We start from the raw sequence: 20877 nt of genomic DNA, 5'->3' as shown, positions 1-20877 counted from the left end.
AACCGTGATGAAATAAATCTCCAAGAAGTATGCAGCCAAGGAGAGTGGTCGTCATGGAGTCGGATCCGCTGCTGCGCACGCGGGAGGTCGCTGACCTTCTGGGTGTGCCGGAGAACACGCTGCGTTGGTGGCGGTACATCGGGAAGGGCCCTGACTCGTTCCGCCTCGGTCAGCGCCGGGTGGTCTACCGGCGCTCGAAGGTGATGGCCTGGCTCGCGGCGCAGGAGGCGGCTGGTGCCAAGCACACAGCGGCCTGACTCCTCTCGGGGTAGGCGGATGAACGGGGCTCGGACACTTCGGTGTCCGGGCCCCGTTGTCGTTGACGGCAACGCCACCAGCCCGCACCAGCACGCCCCGGCGATGCGCCCCGAGACGTTCGCCGACGCGGCGGAGTGGGTCATTGCCTGGGGGTTCCGCCCCGCTGTTCCCTCCTACCCGGCTTACGTGACTATGCAGACGCACGTTGCAGCGAGCTGGACGCTTGCAGCATGTGCACCGAGCGGCGGCAGCGGTACGGAGTACGGCACGCGGCTGGCAAGTCGCAGGCGGGCAACGACGTACGCGGGGTTGGTCGCCTGGCAACGCAGCACACCTCAGGCAGTTGAGGAACGACGGAACCGTTGGCGTTGGTGCGATTCGGCGCTGTTGGCCGGTTGCCCGCACACCTCGCCCGCACACCCGCGGGGTGGTGATCGCTGGTGGCGGTGAGCATCGTTCCGATGAGCGTGGGCAACGGCACGGAGTACCTGACCGGTTCCGTGGCCAACGGCGACTGCGATGCCCCGAACCTCGACGACGGACTCGGCCTGGACCCGGTCACCGCGTACTACACGGCCATGGGCACCCCACCCGGGTACTGGCTGGGAAGCGGCGTTGCGGACCTCGGTGGGGGTGTCCTGATCCCGGGGGACGGCGTGACCACCACCCAGCTCCAGCGGCTCTTGGAAGCTGGTCGGGACCCGGTCACAACGGAGCCGTTGGGGCGGGCGTACCCGAAGATCGTGCCGCTGCGTGAGCGGATCGAGAACCGTGCCGCTGCTCTGGACCCGAACCTGAGCCCAGAGGACCGGAAGGCCGCGGTGGACGCGATCGTGCGGGACGAGACGCTGGCGGGGAAGCGGACAGCGGTCGCTGGGTTCGATCTGACGTTCTCGCCCGCGAAGTCGGTCTCGGTGCTGTGGGGCCTGTCGGACCGGAACACGCAGGCGGTGATCCTGGATGCGCACCGGGCGGCGATGGCCGAGACGATCCGGTTCATCGAGGAGCACATCGCAGCCACGAGGATGGGTACCGACGCGGGGGACGGGTCGATCATGCAGGCCGACGTCTCCGGGGTGATCGCCACTGCGTACGACCATTGGGACTCTCGTGCGCACGACCCGCAGCTGCACACGCACCTGGTGATCGCGAACAAGGTCCGCGCCCTGGTCGACGGCAAGTGGCGCACCCTGGACTCGAGGGCGCTGTTCAACGCGAACGTCGCGTTCAGCGAGCACTACAACGCCGTGCTGGCCGACCGTCTCACCGGTGCCCTGGGCGTGAAGTGGGAACGACGGGTCCGGGGCACGGACCGTAGCCCGCGGATGGAGATCGTCGGCGTCAGTGACGAGCTGATCGAGGAGTTCTCCAACCGGTCGGCCGAGATCGAGCACTGCGCCGACCAGCTCATCGACGAGTACCGCGGCAAGCACGGGCGCACTCCGTCGCCGGGCACGATCAACCGGCTGCGGGAACAGGCCACCTTGGAAACCCGACCGCCCAAGACCATCGAGTCCCTGGCCGACCTGACCGCGCAGTGGCGGGAGCGGGCCGGGCGCATCCTGGGCCAGGACCCGACCGAATGGGCGCAAGGCCTGCTGTCCGCTGCCCTGGCCGAACCGGGCCAGGTGTTCACGTCCGGTGACGTCCCCCAGGACGTGGTGGACATGGCGGCCTCGGTGGTGCTGAGCGTGGTGGGGGACAAGCGGGCCACGTGGAAGCACTGGAACCTGTGGGCCGAAGCCGAACGACAGACCATGCACTGGCGCATGGCCACTCACCAAGACCGCATCGAGGTCGTGGCCCGGATCGTCGCCCAGGCCGAGGGCGGCTCGGTCATCCTGACCCCACGTGAGCTGGTCCCGACGCCCGTGGCGATGCGGCGCGCGGACGGGACCAGCACCCTGCGGCCCAAGCACTCGACCGTGTTCACCTCCCAGGCCGTCCTGGACGCCGAAAAGCGCCTCCTCAGACTCATGGACGACCACACCGCACCACGCCTAGGCGGCGAGTGGCTGCGGGCCATCCTGAACTACAGTGTGCGGGACGGTGCGCTCGACGCGTCGCAGGCCGACGCTGTCCATGCCGTGGCCAGTTCGGGGCGGCGCCTGGACCTGCTGATCGGCCCTGCCGGGACCGGGAAGACCACGACCCTCCGCGCGCTGCGCACCCTGTGGGAAGGTCAGCACGGCCCGGGAGCCGTCGTCGGTCTGGCGCCCTCTGCGGCGGCTGCGGATGTCCTGGCGACGGAGCTCGGGATCGAGTGTGAGAACACGGCGATGTGGCTTACTCGCCACCAGCACGACCAGGCCCGGTTCGAGCCGGGGCAACTGGTCATTGTGGACGAAGCATCCCTCGCCGGCACGCACACCCTGGACCGCCTCACGCGCGCGGCCGTCGAGGCCGGCGCGAAGGTGCTCCTGGTCGGCGACCCCGCCCAACTCCCCGCCGTGGAGACCGGTGGAACCCTGACCCTCCTGACCAACGAACGTGCCCGGACAAGCGGTGACGTCCCGACGCTGATCGAGGTACACCGCTTCCACGCCGACTGGGAGAAGCGCGCCACCCTCCGCCTGCGCGACGGAGACCCCGCCATCCTGACCACCTACCAGGACCACGGCCGCATCCAGGCGGGCACCACCGAAGACATGACCGCCGCCGCCTACACCGCCTGGAAGACGGACACGGACGCGGGGCTGTCCTCCGTGCTGGTCGTGCTCGACAACAACACGATGAACGACCTCAACCGCCGAGCCCGCTCCGAACGCGTCCTGAGTGGACGTGTCTCCGACGGTCAGTCGGTGCGCCTGGCCGGACAGACACGAGCGTCGGCCGGAGACCTGATCCTGACCCGTCGCAACGACCGCACTCTGCGTTCCGGGCACGCCGGATGGGTCCGTAACGGCGACCGGTGGCAGATCACCGACGTCCACCCGGACGGGTCGGTCACCGCTCAGCGCATCGACCCGGACGCGCACACCGATGCCCGGAACGCCGACCGCCAGCAGCTCAGCGGCCCGATGGTCCGGCTGCCCGCCGCGTACGTGGCCGAGCACGTCGACCTCGGGTACGCGATCACCGCACACCGCGCCCAGGGCCTGACCGTCGACACCGCGTACACGGTCGCGAGCCCGACCATGAGCCGGGAGAACCTGTACGTGGCGCTGACCCGAGGTCGCGCGACGAACACCGTGTTCGTGCCGGTCGACCAGCCCGACCGGAACCACAACCACGAACACACCATCGGCGCGAACATCGACCCCGACCTTCCAGAACTCGACGCGGCCCGTGCCGTCCTGGCGGGCATCCTGCACCGGGTCGGCGCCGAACCCTCCGCACACCAGGCCCGGCACGACGAGGAACACCGCTGGGGTTCCATCGCACAGCTCGCCGCCGAGTACGACACCATCGCCACCCACGCCCAACGCCCCCGCTGGACCCAACTGGTCGCGCACACCCTGGCCGGGGAAGGCTTCACCCGACGCGACATCGCCCAGGTCGTGGAATCCGACGCGTTCGGACCACTGTGCGCCGAACTACGCCGAGCCGAAGCAGACGGCCACAACGTCGGTTGGCTTCTGTCTCGACTAGCGAGCGCACGAAGCCTCTACGATGCGGACGATGTCGCGGCTGTCTTGCGTGACCGACTTAGCCATGCCGCCACTCGTGCATCGAACGGGAGGAACCGAATCGTCGGCCTCATACCGAAAGCCCGGGGGCCGCTGCCGGACGATGTGCGCGAAGCTCTCGACCTTCGCGCCGAACTAATCAACCGCCGCGCCCGCACCCTGGCCAAGCAGGCATTCGGTGACCATGAATCCTGGACCCGACACTTACCGCCACGCCCGCAGGGACCCATGGAACGCGAATGGCAGGAAGCGGTCACCGCTGTGGTCGCTTACCGAGACCGCTACGGAGTGGTTGGAGACAGCCTGCTGGGCGACCAGCCCATTGCGCTCCCCCAACGTGACGACGCGAGCCGCGCCCTTGGGCTGGTGCGAAAACTTACAAGCTCCAGTTCCTCGTCCACCTTGCACACAACGCTGGGCGACGCGTCCGGTCCGAGTATTGGGTGACTGTGACCGCTCGGCGGTTGCGGTGAACGGTGCCGTCGAGATGCTGGTTCACAGTGCTGAGGTCAGCGCGCGCACGTAGCCGGCAACCTTGGCACCTTCGAACTCGCGTCGGCGTTGCCCAGTTGAGGCGCTAGCGTCGTGTCGTGACCGCGTTCGATAGCAACAGCCTCTTCGATGCCATATGCCCGCGCGCTCTTGGTCCGTTCGTCTATCACTACGCCGTGCCTGCGACCGCGCATGCGGTCGCCTACGGCAGCCCGCTGCGTGCGGCGCTCACCTCAGTTATGAACGACCGCGCGGAGATTGAAACTGGGCAGCGCCTCATTTCGGAGTACGCCAACGCCCGCTTGGCTGAGGAGCAGGATGCGGTCGGCGTTCCACTCCGCTTACTGCCCGAGAGCGCGGCGCGCACTAACTTCATGAGGCTCACGGATCTGTGGCTGTATGAGCTCAGAGGGCTCGACGACGTCCGACAGCCCACTGGAGTACCTCTCACACCGGCGCAAGCGCTCCTGCTCATCGTCACCCTTGGCGACCATTGGTTGAGGGGCGAAGCCATGTATGTCGCCTGCGCATCCACCGTTCCGGACCGACTCTCCCAATGGCGCGCGTACGGCTCGTGCGTTATGTGCCTCGACGTCAAGGTGGCGTTCGAACCGATTTGCATCGAGGGCGACATTGCAAGCACCGACGAGGACATTGCCGGGGAGGACGGCCGCGAATCGCCGACGCGCGACGCCGTAGTGGAGGGATACCACGCCCCCGAGCCGGAGACGTCGATCGCCTCAGAGCAGACGAATCGACCTTCGTCCGACATCGATCTTGTTTGGCGCAACGTCCTCTACACCGGTACACCCGAACTTGACGAGGCTTTGCACCGCCTGGAAGCCAGCGTTTTTGAGGTCTTCGCTGCCGCGTGTCGCGGCGAAGTATCGGAGAGCGAGGCAGAATCTTGGGCGATCCAGTGGTACCTCACCATGGTCGGGCTCGTGAAGGACAGGACCTTCATCGAAGAGTCGGAGGCTCGGCTGGTCGTTGCTGGCTCGGATGAGCGACAAGCTGTCGTTCATGTGCGCGAGGGGCCGTACGGGCTGGCCCCATATATCGAGCTGCGCCCGCTCGGCGGGGGCCTCGACGGTATGGCGCCGTTGTTTTTCTGTAAGACGCGACTGGGCCCAGGCGTTACCGAGAACGACGAGCAGGTGCTGCGGTACCTGCTGGAAAAGCGCGCGGTTCGTGTCGAGCGCATCGCGGCACCTGCCATCGTGGAGCGGTGATCCGGGGCCTTGGATGTGCCACCTCGCCAGCCCCGGGGTGCAGGGGCTGGCGAGGTGGCTTGTGCTGCAGACTCATATGCGTTCGAATGGGGTGAGAAGAGGTGCCTCCTCGCCCCCCAGTCAGAACGGCTCGAGGGTGATGGACAGCTGATGACGACCGAATCGAATGGTCAGCTTGAAACCCTGGAGCATGTGATCACCTCCTCCGTCAGGGACGGCTCCCGCGGGCGCAATCCGTGGGAGCCGTCGTGGCATCACCTTGCTGGCGACAAGCCTCATCGCACACCAATCTGATGCGCCATGTCCACCTCGTAGACAATCGTTCTCTGACTGTGGGAGCATCGCTTGTGGACGATGAGAGGGTTGCTCTCTGATATCGGGAACAGCGGTTTTAGACGAGGAAGACATCGGTTGTAGACGTAGGAGAACCCTTCGGCAAGGTAGCGATCAAGCGCTGTCGCGCGCTGCGGTGCCAGGACCCCTTAGTACCCCCACGTACCCCGTGTACCCCGTGTACTGCACCCCCGGCGTCTGCTAACGACGTAGGTTGAGGAGAGATCGATGGCCGAGCAGAACGCAGACCTCAGCGACGCACACGCAAACCTCAGGCAACTGGTTCGGCGGGCTGGGCGGGTGTCAAGTGTCCAGCTGCCGATCGGGTTCGTTAAGGGTGGCTCGGGGGAGCCGGCCCTTGCCAAGCTTCTGGGCGGCGGCCAGAGTGGCGAAGTCCGTCTCAAGCTGTTCCTGACGTACGTGATGAGGGCAACCAAGGCGCCCCACACCACGAGGCCGCTTCATGCGGGCGAGGTGGCTCGTACCTTAGCCCTGCCTGATCCGGCCACCAAGGGTGTGCGGCGAGTTCAAGCGGCTATGCGTTGGCTCAAGTCGGAACGCTTCCTCGCGGAAATCAAGGATGGGGACGGCCGGCGACAGATCCAAGTGCTCAACCCGATGGCTCCGGCCACGGGGAACCCGCCGCCGTGGCCTGGTCGCGGTGACGGTAATCGCTACCTCACCTTGCCGATCGAGTTCTGGACAAATGCCTGGATTTGCGTGATGAGTGGTCGTGAGCTGGCGCTCTATCTAATACTCAAGGAGCTCACAGGGGGGAGGGAGGATCGCCGATGGACGGATGCTGAGCGCAAGGATCTGTACGGCCTGTCGGGTTCGACCTGGAGCCGTGCTGCGATCGAGTTGTCCGAACATGGTTTGGTGTCGGTGGACCAGGCGTTGGTGGGCGACGACTATGCCGTCACTCGACGGCGGAACGTTTACCGCGTCAACGAGACGGTCATGAAGACCTTCGAACCTCACCAGGCACCTCGCCCCGGAGGGCGCGCATATAAGAAGCTCCGCACAGCTAGGTGAACCTCGCCTCATGCCGTCGTGCACTTGTAGACGCGCCCTGCCTGCAATCCCAGGGGGTCTAACGTCAAGCGTCAGAGGCGGCCAATAGGTAGCTCGAATCCGGCGGGACCGGCACCAGAAACGCTGCGCCATTGTGCGCGGCGGCGGCCCTCATCGCCACGAGGGAAGAGCAAGCCTGCCTCCAGTGCGGCGGCCTCGATTGCGCGCATCGTCACGCCGACTCCAGAAGGGATCGGCGCGTATCGAATCCAGTGACCCGATTGAAGCGTCCAGGCTTCGCATCGGGACAGGTCCTCGCTAGGGCCGTGCCACACGCGCAGTACTGCTGGCCTTACTGTGTTGGCCTCGGCGGTGGCTATCTGCGCAGCCAACGGTGACAGTGAACGGTTTACGGCCGGTACCAGGGAACGCAGTACCGACAGGGCTCCCGCCTGCTCGATGGTGCCGGTGGTCTCGTCGGCGGCGCTGCGCACGATCGCGGGCGCATGCCCCATCGCGACCGAGCGCCCGGCCCAAGCGAGCATCGTCAGATCGGTGACACCGTCCCCGACCGCAACGGTCCGCTCGACCGGAATGTTCAGGTGCTTGCGTACGCCGTCGAGTGCGACCGCCTTGTTCACGTCCCGGGCTGCGATGTCGAGCCAGTCGGGGCCCATCGGGGTGACCGTGACGCCGGTGGCGTGCAGGGCATCGGTGATCCTGCGGATCTCGGGTGCGGCGATGACGATCCGGGTGGCGGGTCGGGCCACCAGGTCGTCTACCGTGACGAGCTTCTGCTGGCCGTTGAGCTCTCCCGTCTCGAACGGATGATTCGTACGCCAGCCCCAACCGATCTCCTCGACCGCGACCCGAGCCACCGGAACGGTCTCCAGGGCCCGGCGGATCACTGGCCCTGGGTCGAACATCCGGGCGTCGACGAGGTCGTAACCGGAGGGTGCGGAGGGGTCCAGGCGGATGGTCAGGGCGCCGTTCGAACACACGCCCCAGGCGTCGGTCAGGCCCAGCCGGACCGTGATCGGCAGTAACCCGACCAGGGATCGCCCGGTAGCGAGCACGATCTCGTGCCCGGCAGCGCGGGCCAGGTCCAGCTCCTCGACCGTGCCAGACGGAATCCTGCTCCCGTCGTCCACCAGGGTCCCGTCGATATCGAGCGCCACGAGGGTCCGTGTGACGGTCGCGGTCGCGGCACTCATCGGGCAACCACTCCGCGCAGCACGGACCGGACCTGGACCTCGAAGCCGTCACGTTCACCGGTCCACAGCGTGCTGCCGGGCACGAGCATCCGGTGGTCGATTGGCATGTTCAGGTTGAGTAGACCGGCGATCTGTTCGCCCTGGTTGAGGTCGGCTGGCTTGAGGCTGACACGGTGAGGTGTCACGGTCACCAGTTCGATGCGTTCGGCCCCGACGCAGTCGAGAAACCATGCCGCAACTATGAGTCCGTTGTTGATGCCCGTCTGCAATCGCCGCTGGTTACCTGGCGCGCCCTGCGTTGGAGTGTGTGATTCAGGACGTCGCGTCATTGCTGCTCTGCGGTTCACGGGACTCTCCGAAGTCTGCCTGGCCGTCTGGGATCGGTCGCTGAGATGCGTCTCCTCGCTACTCTTGTTGCGATTCGCTCACACAGGCAGGGCAATCAACAGGACAATCTGTAGAACGTCCGCCCGGGACGACCTGCGCACGGGGGAGGAGATCGGGCAATGGGCAACGATCTACTCCGCGAGCGGCGCGAGGCCCTGGCCTCACGTATGCGCCCCGGCGAACCCATGTCCCGCGCGGAACTTGCGGAAGCTGTGAACGCGCATGTCTGGGCGATGACCGGGCAGCGCATCGCACTCGATGCCCACGCGATAGCCCGCTACGAGCGCGGCCAGTCCTGGTGGCCTGGGCAGCAGTATCGGGACGGTCTGCGCGCCGTCCTTGGTGTGGCGACGGATGCCGAGATCGGCTTCTACCCGACCAAGCGTGGGAGCGCGGCGCGAGAACCTGGTCACTCGTCCACGTGGGAGATGGATACGCTAACCGGGCTGGCCGACCTGGGGAGCAAGTACGTGGACCTCACTCGACGGGGCCTGCTCGGTCTGGCGGCCTACTCGACGGTCGCAGCCGCATTGCCCAATGAGTCGTGGTGGACCGAGATGGTTCGCCGATCCACCGAGCGTGCCGCACGCGGCGTTCGCTCGGTAGGCCGCGGTGACCTCGAAGCGGTCCGCGAGTCTGTCGCGTTCTTCTCTCGGATGGACCAGCGGCACGGTGGCGGGCACGCGCGGGCGGCCGCCATGCAGTACCTCACCGACGACGTGCAGCGGCTCTTGAACGGCTCCTTCGCGAACGACGTACTCAGAAGCGAGATGTTCTCCGCCGCTTCCGAACTGGCGTATGTCGCCGGCTGGATGGCCTTCGACAACGCTGAGCACGGCATCGCCCAGGGACTGTTCACCTCGTCGGTCAAGCTCGCCGCTGAGGCCGATGATCCCGCGATGGCAGGGCACACGCTGCGCGCGATGGCGCACCAGGCGATCGACCTCGGCCACCCGACCCAGGCTCAGGAACTCGCGACAGCCTCGGTGGACGGCGACCGCTACAAGGCTGCCGCGCCAAGAGAGCGGGCGCTCCTCGGCGTGGTCCACGCCCGCGCTCTTGCCGCGACAGGTCAGAAGAGCGCAGCATCATCCGCCCTGCTCGTCGCCGAACGGGACCTTGCTGCTGCGACGCCTGGGGGCGACGAACCCACACGGGTCTTCTTCTTCGGGGAAGCGTCTCTTGCACACGAGACTGGCAATACCCTTCGGGATATCGGAGACCTTGCCGGAGCCGAGCAGCAGTTGGAGTACTCCGTCGTGACCCGCAAGGCATCCACGTTCAAGCGGACCCATGCAGTGACACTGGGATATCTCGGGGACGTGCAGGCCAGGCGCGGCGAATTGGAGCAAGCAATCGCGACCTGGAGCGTGGCGCTCGACGCGATGGACGGCGTGCAGTCGGCTAGGGCTCGCCAGACCATCATCGAGATGCGCTCCGCCCTGGCGACCTACAGGGCGACCAGCTCGGACGCGGATATTCTCGACCAGCGCGCCGGCGCCTATCTTGCTGCTACGAACTGACACGCGGAGGAACGTTGACCGACCCCATCGTCATGACCCCAGTCGCGCACGTTGTTGGCGGGCGCGTCGAGCCGACTGATGACTACTGGGGCGGCGCTCGTTCGATCATCCGGATCGACCCGGACGCCTACACCGAGGCATCAGTCGCTGGCCTCGACGAGTTCTCCCACCTCGAAGTCGCGTTCTTCTTCCACCTGACTGACCAGTCCGACCTCGATCCTGGCGCGCGTCGCCCGCGCAACAATCCGGACTGGCCGGAGGTCGGGATCTTCGGGCACCGGAACATGCGTCGGCAGAACTGGATTGGCGTCTCACGGTGCCGACTGGTGTTGATCGACGGCCTGGATCTGCACGTCGAGGACCTTGATGCTGTCGACGGGACGCCTGTCCTCGACATCAAGCCGTGGTTCGCCGAGATGGGTCCGCGCGGCGAGACGCACCAGCCGGCATGGGTTACCGAGATGCTTGGTGACTACTTTGCTTCCGCCGGGAACGAGCAGCCTCGGTCCTGACTTCGGGGGCCCTACTCGAGTGCCTTCTCCAGGCTTTGGAGTACCGGGCAACTGGTTATCGGCATGTCCAGAAGTGGATTGACAGTTCGCGATCGGGTATCAAGACGTCGTTCGCGGCCCGCGTGGCCGACACCGCGTTGGACGGGAGCACTAACACCTGGCACGAGCAGGCCAAGCCCTGATTGGTACGCAAGACGTGCGTGAGCTGATCGAGAACCGGTGACGATTCTCTCGCCTAGTTCCCCACGACTCATGGTGATCCGGAGGGTAGGTCGCAATGGCTGGGATCGGTTGAGTACAGGCGATCCCAGCCGTTAGCTTCACGGAGGCTCGAAAACCTGCCTCTCACCGTGTCTTCGACGACAACATATGAGGGTCCTGGTCCCCGCGTTTCCAACGGGTGGTATCCGTCCCTCGTCTTACGATTCCAGTGTATCGTGCGTTATGTACCGGTATTCCGGTGTTACACCTGAGTGGGGTAAGGCTACAAGATGTGTACCGCTCGCATGATCCTTTAGGTGTGGTGCTATGAGGTTCGTCAAAGTGGCGGCGACGCCGGCTAGATCGACAGCGGAGCCATGGAACGTCGGTAAGGAGCAACCCCGCGTAGGGACAAACTCGTCTCCTGGCTCGGGATCGTTCCAAAAGACGCGATAGGGTTCAAGTGCTAGTTCTCGTTCAACTGCCCGGCCAACTCTCATGTCTGTTTCCAGGACGCTCTCTTGCGTCTTGCGCCCATGGATCATAGCGAGGCCGAGGCTGCCAGTGCCGACGTCGGTAGCGACCTGCGCAATGACTGCCGCCCTGTCGGGGTCCGTTGAAATGCTTTCGAGTCGGCGAGTCACAACACGATTAATCGTTGCGTCCACGATTAGATTCGCGGACGTGGCGATTTTCTGCAGTTCATCGTCCCCGAGATTTCCGTGACTTTCTATCGAGGCGCTTGGTGCTATCGCTCGTAGCCGCTCTGCAAGCCGCTCCGCCTTCGATGCTCCGATGTCATGATCTGTGTAGTTTTGGCGGACGAGGAGACCGCCAGTGACGATACCCGTGTCGCAGACAGTCACTTTCGAGGCTCCGGCTCGCGTGATGAACTCAGCGATCCACGATCCGAGCCCTCCGACACCCCAAACTACGACGGTCGCACCTTGGTATGCCGTCACGGGTCGTGCGATGTCGCGTCTGCGGGTGACCTCAGTTCGCTCGTCCGAGATGTAGCACCACTTGAGTGGTGTAGCTCGATCGATTCGTGCTTCTTCGAAGTTGAGCAGGGGACCGGTCCGGTCACGCACGAGTGCACGAAGATGGTCCGCAAGTATCGAGTCGAAATGCACGGCGATGAGGTGGCGAGGCCCGCCTCTTGGATGGGGGACAGCAAGAAGGAGAGTTTGTGGCGCTCCGCTCGGCTTTCGTGCTGCGCTTGCGGCGAGGACGGTAAGCATAGCGATCGACGGCCTTCGATCGAACTGGGTTGAGGTTGTGCGGTCCTGGCCAGTGCTGCTGCTGAGGGGGGCGCCTTGACACCGCACCCCGCTGGCTCGTCTGGTCGGCCTGAAGGCGGAGTTTTGCGGCGCGAACGCAGCTGCAAGTCCCCCGTTGTAGGGCAGGTCAAGGCGTGTGGTGAGTTCATACAGGTAGTCGTCGCCTGCGCCAAAGGGCAGATCGTGATCGGTGAAGAAGACCGGAACATGTTCTGTCTCGACGTCGAGGGGGCGTGAGGTGTGCAGTTGCAGGCACCAGTCGGAACGAAGGGTGAGCCAGGCGGATGCCGCACGGCCATGCTGCTCAGGCAGATCACGCACCAGGATAGGAGGCAGAGGCAGGCCGGTTCGGCTGACGTGCGGGAGCCCACCGACCGCGTGATAGAGAGCTTCGTCTGCATTGAATTCCGCGCGAGCGGCCTTACTTAACCATCGCCATAGTCGGTTAAGTACGCCATTGGGCTCCCCGTTTATGCACTGTTCGGGGTCCCACTCCCGGGTTTCGTCGAGGTAGAGGCAGAGCAGGAAACCGGACAACACGTGAGGGTGGCCCAAGAATCGAGCATGGTCGACGTACACCCACGGCGGATGCTCATCGGTCGGTGCAACGGCAATGATGAATAGTTCGCTACTTTCAAGCGGGAGCCCACCTGGAACTGTTTCAATATCAGTCGTGTTGAGTCTGAACGGAATGTGGAGCGCCCGGGTTTTGTCGTCAAGCTTCCCATCGCCGATGACGTCGAGCGTTTCCGGAAGCTGGCTGGCGGATGCCTTGAGCTGGGAGAGGCAGCGACGTTGCCAGCCCGTGAGCCCGGGTTTTTTCTTGACCATGAACCTAGCCGGCTCGGCCGCTGCGCCCAGTCATGGTTTCAATCCCCGCTGCTACTCCTGTTCCGGTCGCAGGAAACTTGCTTTCGTTACCGATGTCGGCTGGGCCGAAGCCGTCGCCCAAGAGTTCACGCCACTTGTTGGTGCTGTCCGACCAAGCCGTCGAACAGTTGATCGCTTCCTCGACGCGGGCTGCGACGTCCTGGATGTCTCGCCGAAAATTGTCGTACTCCGGTTGTGGCCAGCGATGGGTAAAGGTGGAGTCGGCGCGGGACGGGTCGGCGATCTCAGGCCGCTCCGGCATGTCCCGCACCCAGGCGGCGAGGTCGGCCGTGATTCGGTGGAGCGTCTTGGGAAGGTTGTCGTAACAGCCCGGGTAGGTCCGCGTCTTGTCGAGACTGATGACGCCGCCGACGATGGTGGTGAGGATGATCGACTTGGTGTCCTCGTAGTAGTCCCGGTGATCCCGCAGGTACTTGAGGATGCGTAGTGCTCGGCGCATATTGCCGTTGGCAATCTCATCCTTTTTGCGCATCCACTTGGTGAATCCACTCGGGTCCGTGTCTTCCCAGGTGTTCGTGTCAGTGTTGACAATGCATTCGCCGTCGACCGCACGATTCACGTACGGGACAACGTCTACGTGCATGAAGTTGGCGTACGTAACTGTCACGCAGCGGTTCTTCGCTTCCGGGAGGGTGTTCATTTTCTGTGCTTCGCAGTACTCACTAAGAGCGTCGAAGACGGGCGTCTGATAGTCCGACGGGCTCCAGCCGTCCTGTTCTTCAAACTCGATCATGAAGTCTGCGTCAAACTCTTCACCCTCCTTCGGATTGATGATGGTGCGCTGTGCCCACGATCCTTGCTTCTTCATACCGAGTACGCGAGCACCTAGATCAGAATTCTTGAGGGCGCTGTAAATCAGATCAACCCGCTTGTCGAGAAATTCCAGTTTGGACTCGGGTAGGTTGACCCTCTCGGTGAGAAAATTGGTGAAGTGTGTGACTTGCTCCATTATTTCGGCTCCTCAGGGGTAGGTCCTGTCGCGGTTGCGACCCGCAGTGGCGTATAGGACGGCGCGATGTGATCCGCGAACTTGGTGGAGTACTCCGGGCTGAGGTCTCGGCTGACCGTGGCGGCATAGCCTGCAACCTTTTTCGCATCGATGCGGTCGAGCGAGAACAATCCTGGTGGAACGACAGCGTCCATGCGGACGAAGTCGTCGAAGCCGATCAAGTGACGAGCGAGGCCACTGCTGCTGGCGCTGCTCGCGGCGAGGATCAGGGGAACCGCAGCGAGCCCCCACTTGCTCAGCCCGGCGTTATCCAGCTTGTCGGAATGGTCAGTGAATGGGCTCATCGTTCCGATATTGAGGATCCGGATCGCGTCGAGCGGCACTCCGAGCATGCTTGTCGCTTCAGCAATCGCGAGTACCGACGGATTGTTCGCGAACACGCCACCGTCGATCAGTCGTGTCGAGTCGACCGTGGCCGCTGGGAAGTATGTCGGCGCGGACGCCGTCGCGAGAGCGACATCGGCCATCTTGACGTTCCAGTCGCGGACGAGACGAGCGTGGTGGGGTGTCTTGAAGATGTGGACGCCGCCGCTCTGGACATTCCACGACGGCACGAGGAGCCGCTTGGCGCTCTCGCCAAGTCGGCGATCGCCGAAGACGGAGTTGAGTGCATCGAGCAAGGCGGCGCCTGAGTAGCTCGGTCGCACCAAACGGCTCGGCCGCAGTTTTCGCTGCCGGTTGCGCGGGAAGATCTTCGCAATGAGCTCTAGGTAACGATCGGCCACTTCGGCTGGGGATAGTCCTGCACCGAGCGCTAGCGCCACGATTCCACCTGCGGAGGTGCCTGCGATGAGGTCGAAGTTGTCGATGACGCGTACGCCAATGTCCTGTTCGAACCGCGCGAGAACATTGGCGCTGAACAGCGCCTTCGCGCCTCCACCGTCGAGGGCGAGGATCTGGAAACGATCCCCGTTGAAGGGCTCCGGGACCGGTCCACTTGAGGAGAGCTGACTCGTCACTTGCTCCTCCATCTCCTGCGGTGCTCACACGGTAGCCCTCGCCACTGACATCGGTGTGGCGAATCGGCAACTCGGATCGGTGCCTCGCGACCGAGTGGCTAGGCCGCATAGGGCACCGACACCTAGGCGGACCAGGCTGGCTGGACAGGGCATCGCACCAACGGAGCCCAAGAAGAGTCCACCTTGGAGTGGTGCCTGGCGTCGGATGTTCAGGCACGTCGACCTCAGGCGGGCGGTTGTTAGGCGGGTGATCGACGTACTGGTTACGGGCACCGGCCGTCGTGGCCGTCTGCGAGTTACGGACAGCATCGCTGCGGCCGGGATTTCACGGCCGCCGACTCTGTTCGTGCGCGCAGGTGCATGCTTACCCCCATGGACGGAGAGGCGATCATTGCTCTTGCGGGAATCGGCGGAACGCTGGTCAGCGGCATCGCTGGGGTCGGCTTCGGCGGCTGGTTGGAACGCAGGGCAGAAAATCGGCGGGAAGCCGTAATGGCACGACGAGCTGCGCGCTTGATCGATGCTGACCTCCTAATGGCCGAAACGGCCGCTCGGATGTGCATTCGGAACAAGAAGTGGTGGCCGCACGATCTGAGACTGACAGCGGACGGTTGGAAGGAAGGCCGTGATGTCATCGCGTCCCGCTTGCTCTGGAACGACTGGCTGGCCGTCATCGTCGCGATCCAGTCTGTTGGTGACCTCCAGAACGCGAGGGACAGCGCCCGCAAGATCCAGATCGCGAGGCTGACAGCCGATCCTGATCCTGAAGCACGAGAAGTATTTGCAACAGCGCGAGCGCACGACCTCGACATCGCCCCTTCGGCTCCGGACATCCCCGACGACATGAGCGCGCTCCTCGCCCCCATGTTGGCCGACGTGACGGCAGGCCGCCGGGCACTTGAATCTCTGACCAAGCAGGTGTGAGCGCATCAGCGGCGGAGGTGGGTGCGACGGGGTGCGACCGGAGGTGGCGGAGGTCGCGGGCGCCGTCAGGCGCGCCTTGATCTGGTAGCGGTCAACTCCACAATGGCTGCCCCATCTCCTTCAGGCAGATCGCGGGTTGGAATGTGACCTTGCCAGTCGACGCAGAGGTAGCCGACCGGAGGTCCGCATGAGCCCCAGCCGCCATGGATTGACGACGCGACAGCAGTGCGCAGATAGTCCGCAAGAGGTCCGCACGAGTCCATCCGGTCTCAACGTGACCAACGGCCGGGAGCGTTGGTATTCCAACGCTCCCGGCCGTTGTCGCCGATCGCAACTCGTGCCATATGCCCGGACTGCGATCCACGAACTACTGCTGACACCGCGGGGACACTCTGGCGCAGGCTCACATTCGTGTTGGGCAATTTCCGGGTCGTGGACATGCTCTGGTCACGGGTGACAAAGACGAAGGTGCGGGGATCACCTGCGACCGTGTCACGGACTGAACTCGCCGATCATGGCTTGTCCGCTGTCGGCGGCTCGCTGGAAAAAGGTCTGAAGCTGGACGTGCAAGCCATCGATCAGCTCCCAGACCTGGTCGACGGTCCCGTCCTGGATCGTGCCGATTGCCTGGAGGCCCTCCAATGGTGTCCAGGTGCCCACCATGTCGAGGTTTGCCCGAGCAAGGGAGTCGAGCCGTTCACGAACGTCGCCGGCCGGACGCGACAGGGTGGCTGCGAGTGCAGTGACTTGGTCCGGCGGCGTGACAAAGTAGAGCTCGCTGACCTGCTCACCGGCGAACCAGGTGTATGGCTCGATGCCGTACGCGGCCTCCAGGTAAGGGTTGATTAGGTCCATGTAGTGGTGCTGGTAACGCAGCATGACTTCGCTGCGCGGGTCGTCCATCGCCGCCGCTGGATCCTGGTCCCACTCCCAGAACTCTCGGTATCGTTCTTCCGCGTACTCCGCGAGCCACTCCTCGTCCCGCTGAACGAGGCCGGAGTCCACGGCGAACAAGCCGAAGTAGATGCCCATGGTCAGTATCTACCCATCGGCCAGTGGACGGGCGTAGTGAGCGCATGAAGCGCAGGTCGATTCACGAGCCCAGATCCTACGGCTGGCCGCTGACACAGCCGAAGACACGGTTTTGCGTGCCCAGCGTCGGACATCGGTGACTGCAGGACGCACCAAATCTGAGACCCGCCGTGCGGTACACATCGGGTACACATGAGCGCTGTCTGAGCCCATCCGACGCCACTCTCACCAACGCAGCGTTGTGCCGTGACATCCCCGGATTCCCAAGGGTCTCGCGGTGCCCAACCAACTCCTCGGACACCGCGAGACATAACAGGACAGCTCTCGGGAGAACCCGAGGTACAGTCCCCGCGGTTCCTTCAATCTGGTCTTCTCGGCATATCGAGCGGACCTGAAGTCAGATTGAGCGCTCCCGTACCGCGCCAGGAACAAGAGTCACACCGCGCCGAGCTGGTCCGCGGCCCGTACGACCGCCTGCCCGAGCGGCGTTGCCCAACTGTGTACTCCACCCCAGCGGCCCTCGGAAATGGTTAAGCCTGTGGTCCCCAAGTCCGTAAGACACCATGACATCCGTTCCTCGGTCATCTCGAGTTCCTCTGCGAGGTACGCGGTGCTCCAGACAGAAGGATCGGCGCCGGCAATCGGCCGAGGCTTGCTGCAGAGGAACCGGAGGACGCGAAAGTGGCGAGGGGTCAACCTGCTCATCCCGAGGAGTGCCTGGTCCGCGTCTGCGATTGACTCAGCGTCATCGCAGTCACGGGAACGGACCGCCTCCCCAAGCGTTGCGCCCATCGCTCGCAACGTCTCGTCATGCCCGTTCATGCCAGCCGCCCAGAGCACCCGGAGGTAGAGGGGCGTCAGCGCCGGATCCTCCTCCAACAGCTCTTCGAGGTCGTTGCGCGAGAGGCCCGAAATCGACACGGCCGCCTTGAGCGCCAGAGACGCGTTCCGCTGCCACTCATGACGAAGCGCTGCGAAGGCTCGACCTATAAGAGGCCCAGAACCGGGCACGACGAGCGCTGCCGCCTCGCCTGCAACATCGTCCACCAAGTGACCGTCGTCAGGCACGTGCCCACGATACTTGTCTTCCTCGCATGTGCCCTTGCGCGAGGGGGCATCCGTGACTGCTTGGCGGCGGGGTGGCCGCCTCGTTGGCCCGTGCTCCAGTGTGTTGATCCTGCGAGCCGTCGCGCTCGCGCTCGTCGCCGAGTCCAAGAAAAGCCCACAAGAAGCCCGACAGCCACCCCAACTGACCGGCGCTAGCCAACGCAGAAACCGCTAAATTCCAACGATTCCAATGCCGCCAGCACCGGCCGTCGCCCAGGTACGACTTCGAGCTCTACTACGGCATCTGATCCCTGGTTCGCTAGAAGCCTGGCTCGGAAGTACGGCCTCATTTCTGACTTCTATGGCCGTCGAGCTGCTTGCACCTTTAGCGTTGTTCGTCCAGGCAGGTACAGGGGGAGTTCTCATGGCTGAGGGTGTGCCTATTGCGAAGGCGATCGAGGCGTTGAGGTCGGAGCTGGAGGCGGCGATGGACGCCGGGAAGGACAGCCGGCTGCGGTTCGAGGCGACGGCGATCGAGGTCGAGCTTCAGGCGACCGTCACGCTCGGCGCGGAGGCCGGGGGCGGCGTCAAGTGGTGGCTGGTCGATGCCAGCACCAAGGGGTCGGCGGAGCGCGCAACGACGCAGACCATCAGGCTGACGCTGACACCGAAGGTCGTGTCGGACGACGGGACGACGCAGACACCTCTGTTGGACGGACAGGACTGACGCGGTGGAAGTAGTGCGGAACGTCCTGCTCACGTTCGCGCGTACAGGGCAGGAAGTCCGCTCCCGTGGCTCTGGGTTCCACCTGCGAGAGAATCTGGTCCTGACCGCGGACCATTGCGCGGACGGTGAGGACTACCAGGTGTGGCACGACGGGAACCGCTTAACCGGACGGGTCGTATGGCGGAGTTGTGACGCCAATGTTGACCTCGCGCTGCTGGAGGTCGATGGTCTGCCTGAGGTCGAGCCAGTGTCGCTGGCAGTTCTGGACACTGCGGCCGGCGGAGTGCTTGTTGGCTGCACGTGCGGGTGCTACCCGTCGTTCGGGCGCCTCGACCCGCACACACCGGGTGAGCCCAGCGGGCCGGACGGGCTGGTGCCCTTGACGGGGAACCTGCTGCTGGACTCGGCGCATGTGGCTCGGATACCGGATGGCTGGGTCCGTGACGGACGAGTAGCGCTCTCACTGACATCGGACAGGTCGCTGCTGCCGGACGTTCGGGGTACGGCGCCCGAGGCCACCCAGGCATGGTCGGCAGCATCGGGCGGAGCTGTGCTGGCCACCGTTAGCGGCCGGGAGTACTGCGTGGGCGTGATCTCGGCGCGGCAGGTCAAGGAGACCCCGACCGTTCTTCGCGTTGCCGGGTTCGACCTGCTCGACAGGCTTGATCCGGAGTCGGCTGCGGGATTCTTGGACCGGATCGGCGTGACGGGCATCGCAGGGCTGACCACTGTCGGCGGGACAACGCGGACCGAACAGGTCGTCGTGGGTCAGATCCCTCGGCGAGCTCCGGGGTACGTGGACCGTGCCGTAACTGCCAGGCTCGTGGAACGAGTCGCTGGTAACAGCACTATGACCCTGGTTTCGCTGGCCGGGTTGCGTGGTGTCGGCAAGTCCCAGACCGCCGGCGAGATCGCGCGCCACTGTGTGCAGCAGGGCTGGCCCGTGGTGGCGTGGGTCAACGCCGAGACCCGCGCCGGGGCCGTGTCCGACCTACGGCTCCTGGCCGAACGCCTCGGCGCAGTCGCCCAGGGCGAACCGCCCGAAGACAGCGTGCGCAGGTTGTACAGCCTGTGGGCCAGCGACCGCGATACCCGTCGGCTGGTCGTGTTCGACAACGTCATCGACCGGCACGACCTGGATGGTCTGTTGCCACCGGAGGCAACGGCTGCGGTGATCGCCACCTCGGCTGACCGATCCGTCGCTCTCGGCGACGTTCTTGACATTGGCGTGTTCACCCACAAGCAGGCGCTCGCCTACCTACATGACGGGACCGCTCTGGCAGACCCAGCCGGTGCACGACGGGTCGCAGTGGAATTGGGCAGACTTCCCCTGGCGCTGGCAGGGGCGGTCTGGACGATCGCGCGCCGTCGCCGTCTCGACCATGGTTACGGGTACAGCGAGTATATGCAGGAGCTGAGGTGGCAACCGCTCGACCGCCTATTCGGGGACGACAAGGCAACGCCGGAATACCCACGCGCGACCGTGGCCGCGCTGGCACTAGCGGTCGCAGCAGCGATAGACGCCGCCCACGACCAGGAGCTGGCCCGATCGGTTCTAGGCGCCCTTGCCTTCCTCGACCCCGGCGGTGTGCCGCGCCGTTGGTTCGGCGCTCTGGGTGAGGCATTCGAGGTCGGTGATGCCTTGGCGGTCATCGCCGACAGCGGTCTGGCGCAGCCGTCCGACGACACCACGAGCGTGATCATGCACCGGCTTGTCGGCCGGGTGATCCGCGACATAACCGACCGGGATGGCTGGTCCTCGCGGGCTATTGCCGCCGGTACCGGCACGGTCGGTACCGTCCGGCCGCTGGACCGAGAAGACTACTGGGCCCAGCGGACTGAAGCGGCCGCGCTAGCGACGCACGTTCTGACGCTTCTTGCCCATCCCGATCAGGGCGTGGACGAACAGATGGTCGCCGCGGGAGCGCGAGCAGGCGAAGCCCTGAACGACCTGTCAGATCCTCACACGGCGCTCACGATTTTGCGGCCGCTGTCCACCTCCGCTGAGCAGGCACTAGGGGCGGACCACCCGGACACCCTGGTTTCCCGGGATCATCTCGCCCGCACATACCGGCTGGCTGGGGACTTGGGGCGGGCGATCCCGCTGTTCGAGGCGACGTTGGCAGACCGGGAGCGGGTTCTGGGCCGGGACCACCCCGACACCTTGCAGTCACGGAACAATCTCGCGGACGGGTACTGGGCAGCGGGGAACC

At 64.8% G+C, this 20877-nt stretch carries 16 protein-coding genes; 9 read left to right on the top strand and 7 right to left on the bottom strand.

All coding sequences use genetic code 11. The annotated features are described in order from the left end of the window. The first annotated feature begins 53 nt into the window (after positions 1-53). From LUU90_RS02785 to LUU90_RS02770, 4 genes are all read left to right on the top strand, one after another. The gene (locus LUU90_RS02785) at positions 54-257 is read left to right on the top strand and encodes a helix-turn-helix transcriptional regulator (protein ID WP_275001721.1); all 204 of its coding nucleotides are present in this window, start codon (positions 54-56) and stop codon (positions 255-257) included. A gap of 462 nt (positions 258-719) precedes the next feature. Next, positions 720-4334 carry a MobF family relaxase gene (mobF, locus tag LUU90_RS02780; protein WP_275001720.1) on the top strand — a complete coding sequence of 1205 codons (3615 nt, stop codon included), beginning with the start codon at positions 720-722 and terminating at the stop codon, positions 4332-4334. 143 nt (positions 4335-4477) lie between these two features. After that, positions 4478-5611, top strand: coding sequence for a hypothetical protein (locus tag LUU90_RS02775; RefSeq protein ID WP_275001718.1), 1134 nt, complete (start codon positions 4478-4480; stop codon positions 5609-5611). A 561-nt stretch (positions 5612-6172) separates the two neighbouring features. Then, entirely contained in the window at positions 6173-6979 is an 807-nt protein-coding gene (locus tag LUU90_RS02770; RefSeq protein WP_275001717.1) for a hypothetical protein, read from the top strand. A gap of 71 nt (positions 6980-7050) precedes the next feature. Here the strand turns inward: LUU90_RS02770 and LUU90_RS02765 are convergent, their stop codons facing one another. Together LUU90_RS02765 and LUU90_RS02760 are read right to left on the bottom strand one after the other, a co-directional pair. After that, positions 7051-8172, bottom strand: coding sequence for an HAD family hydrolase (locus tag LUU90_RS02765; RefSeq protein WP_275001716.1), 1122 nt, complete (start codon positions 8170-8172; stop codon positions 7051-7053). Further along, positions 8169-8519 carry a hypothetical protein gene (locus tag LUU90_RS02760; protein WP_275001715.1) on the bottom strand — a complete coding sequence of 117 codons (351 nt, stop codon included), beginning with the start codon at positions 8517-8519 and terminating at the stop codon, positions 8169-8171. The genes LUU90_RS02765 and LUU90_RS02760 overlap by 4 nt, the downstream gene beginning before the upstream one ends. A gap of 159 nt (positions 8520-8678) precedes the next feature. Between LUU90_RS02760 and LUU90_RS02755 the strand changes: the two genes are divergently transcribed. Both LUU90_RS02755 and LUU90_RS02750 read left to right on the top strand, forming a co-directional pair. Then, on the top strand, positions 8679-10082 hold the full coding sequence (locus tag LUU90_RS02755) for a hypothetical protein (RefSeq protein ID WP_275001714.1): 1404 nt from the start codon (positions 8679-8681) through the stop codon (positions 10080-10082). Positions 10083-10096: 14 nt separating this feature from the next. Further along, positions 10097-10594, top strand: a complete 498-nt coding sequence (locus LUU90_RS02750; RefSeq protein WP_275001713.1) for an SAM-dependent methyltransferase — start codon at positions 10097-10099, stop codon at positions 10592-10594. A gap of 419 nt (positions 10595-11013) precedes the next feature. Here LUU90_RS02750 and LUU90_RS02745 read toward each other — a convergent pair whose 3' ends face one another. From LUU90_RS02745 to LUU90_RS02735, 3 genes are read right to left on the bottom strand one after another with little or no spacing between them, the layout of a single operon-like run. After that, a complete protein-coding gene (locus LUU90_RS02745) occupies positions 11014-12906 on the bottom strand; it encodes a ThiF family adenylyltransferase (protein WP_275001712.1) in 1893 nt (630 codons plus the stop codon). 4 nt (positions 12907-12910) lie between these two features. Next, complete coding sequence (locus LUU90_RS02740) at positions 12911-13915, bottom strand: SMODS domain-containing nucleotidyltransferase (RefSeq protein WP_275001711.1); 1005 nt, start codon at positions 13913-13915, stop codon at positions 12911-12913. Further along, entirely contained in the window at positions 13915-14934 is a 1020-nt protein-coding gene (locus tag LUU90_RS02735; protein WP_275001710.1) for a CBASS cGAMP-activated phospholipase, read from the bottom strand. The genes LUU90_RS02740 and LUU90_RS02735 overlap by 1 nt, the downstream gene beginning before the upstream one ends. Positions 14935-15306: 372 nt before the next feature. On the opposite strand from LUU90_RS02735, the gene LUU90_RS02730 reads away from it, so the two are divergent. Then, a complete protein-coding gene (locus tag LUU90_RS02730; protein WP_275001709.1) occupies positions 15307-15858 on the top strand; it encodes a hypothetical protein in 552 nt (183 codons plus the stop codon). 492 nt (positions 15859-16350) lie between these two features. Here the strand turns inward: LUU90_RS02730 and LUU90_RS02725 are convergent, their stop codons facing one another. Together LUU90_RS02725 and LUU90_RS02720 are read right to left on the bottom strand one after the other, a co-directional pair. Next, complete coding sequence (locus LUU90_RS02725) at positions 16351-16890, bottom strand: hypothetical protein (protein WP_275001707.1); 540 nt, start codon at positions 16888-16890, stop codon at positions 16351-16353. 435 nt (positions 16891-17325) lie between these two features. After that, entirely contained in the window at positions 17326-17958 is a 633-nt protein-coding gene (locus LUU90_RS02720) for a hypothetical protein (protein ID WP_275001706.1), read from the bottom strand. 340 nt (positions 17959-18298) lie between these two features. Here LUU90_RS02720 and LUU90_RS02715 point away from each other — a divergent pair, with 340 nt between their 5' ends. After that, positions 18299-18664, top strand: coding sequence for a trypco2 family protein (locus tag LUU90_RS02715; RefSeq protein WP_275001705.1), 366 nt, complete (start codon positions 18299-18301; stop codon positions 18662-18664). 583 nt (positions 18665-19247) lie between these two features. Continuing rightward, positions 19248-20877 (top strand): tetratricopeptide repeat protein (locus tag LUU90_RS02710; RefSeq protein ID WP_275001704.1); only part of this gene is annotated, 1630 nt, incomplete at its 3' end.

Source organism: Promicromonospora iranensis (assembly GCF_028994775.1).
Classification (GTDB): domain Bacteria; phylum Actinomycetota; class Actinomycetes; order Actinomycetales; family Cellulomonadaceae; genus Promicromonospora; species Promicromonospora iranensis_A.
The sequence above is the reverse complement of the archived record's forward strand: the minus strand, read 5'-3'. Positions and strand labels throughout refer to the sequence as shown.

What these genes read in the sequence shown, in the direction of transcription:
- LUU90_RS02755 (WP_275001714.1), top strand. Translation starts at nt 8,679, where the DNA reads ATGGGCAACGATCTACTCCGCGAGCGGCGCGAGGCCCTGGCCTCACGT.
- LUU90_RS02745 (WP_275001712.1), bottom strand. Translation starts at nt 12,906, where the DNA reads ATGGTCAAGAAAAAACCCGGGCTCACGGGCTGGCAACGTCGCTGCCTC.
- LUU90_RS02715 (WP_275001705.1), top strand. Translation starts at nt 18,299, where the DNA reads ATGGCCGTCGAGCTGCTTGCACCTTTAGCGTTGTTCGTCCAGGCAGGT.
- LUU90_RS02730 (WP_275001709.1), top strand. Translation starts at nt 15,307, where the DNA reads ATGGACGGAGAGGCGATCATTGCTCTTGCGGGAATCGGCGGAACGCTG.
- LUU90_RS02785 (WP_275001721.1), top strand. Translation starts at nt 54, where the DNA reads ATGGAGTCGGATCCGCTGCTGCGCACGCGGGAGGTCGCTGACCTTCTG.
- LUU90_RS02770 (WP_275001717.1), top strand. Translation starts at nt 6,173, where the DNA reads ATGGCCGAGCAGAACGCAGACCTCAGCGACGCACACGCAAACCTCAGG.
- LUU90_RS02740 (WP_275001711.1), bottom strand. Translation starts at nt 13,915, where the DNA reads ATGGAGCAAGTCACACACTTCACCAATTTTCTCACCGAGAGGGTCAAC.
- mobF (WP_275001720.1), top strand. Translation starts at nt 720, where the DNA reads ATGAGCGTGGGCAACGGCACGGAGTACCTGACCGGTTCCGTGGCCAAC.
- LUU90_RS02725 (WP_275001707.1), bottom strand. Translation starts at nt 16,890, where the DNA reads ATGGGCATCTACTTCGGCTTGTTCGCCGTGGACTCCGGCCTCGTTCAG.
- LUU90_RS02765 (WP_275001716.1), bottom strand. Translation starts at nt 8,172, where the DNA reads ATGAGTGCCGCGACCGCGACCGTCACACGGACCCTCGTGGCGCTCGAT.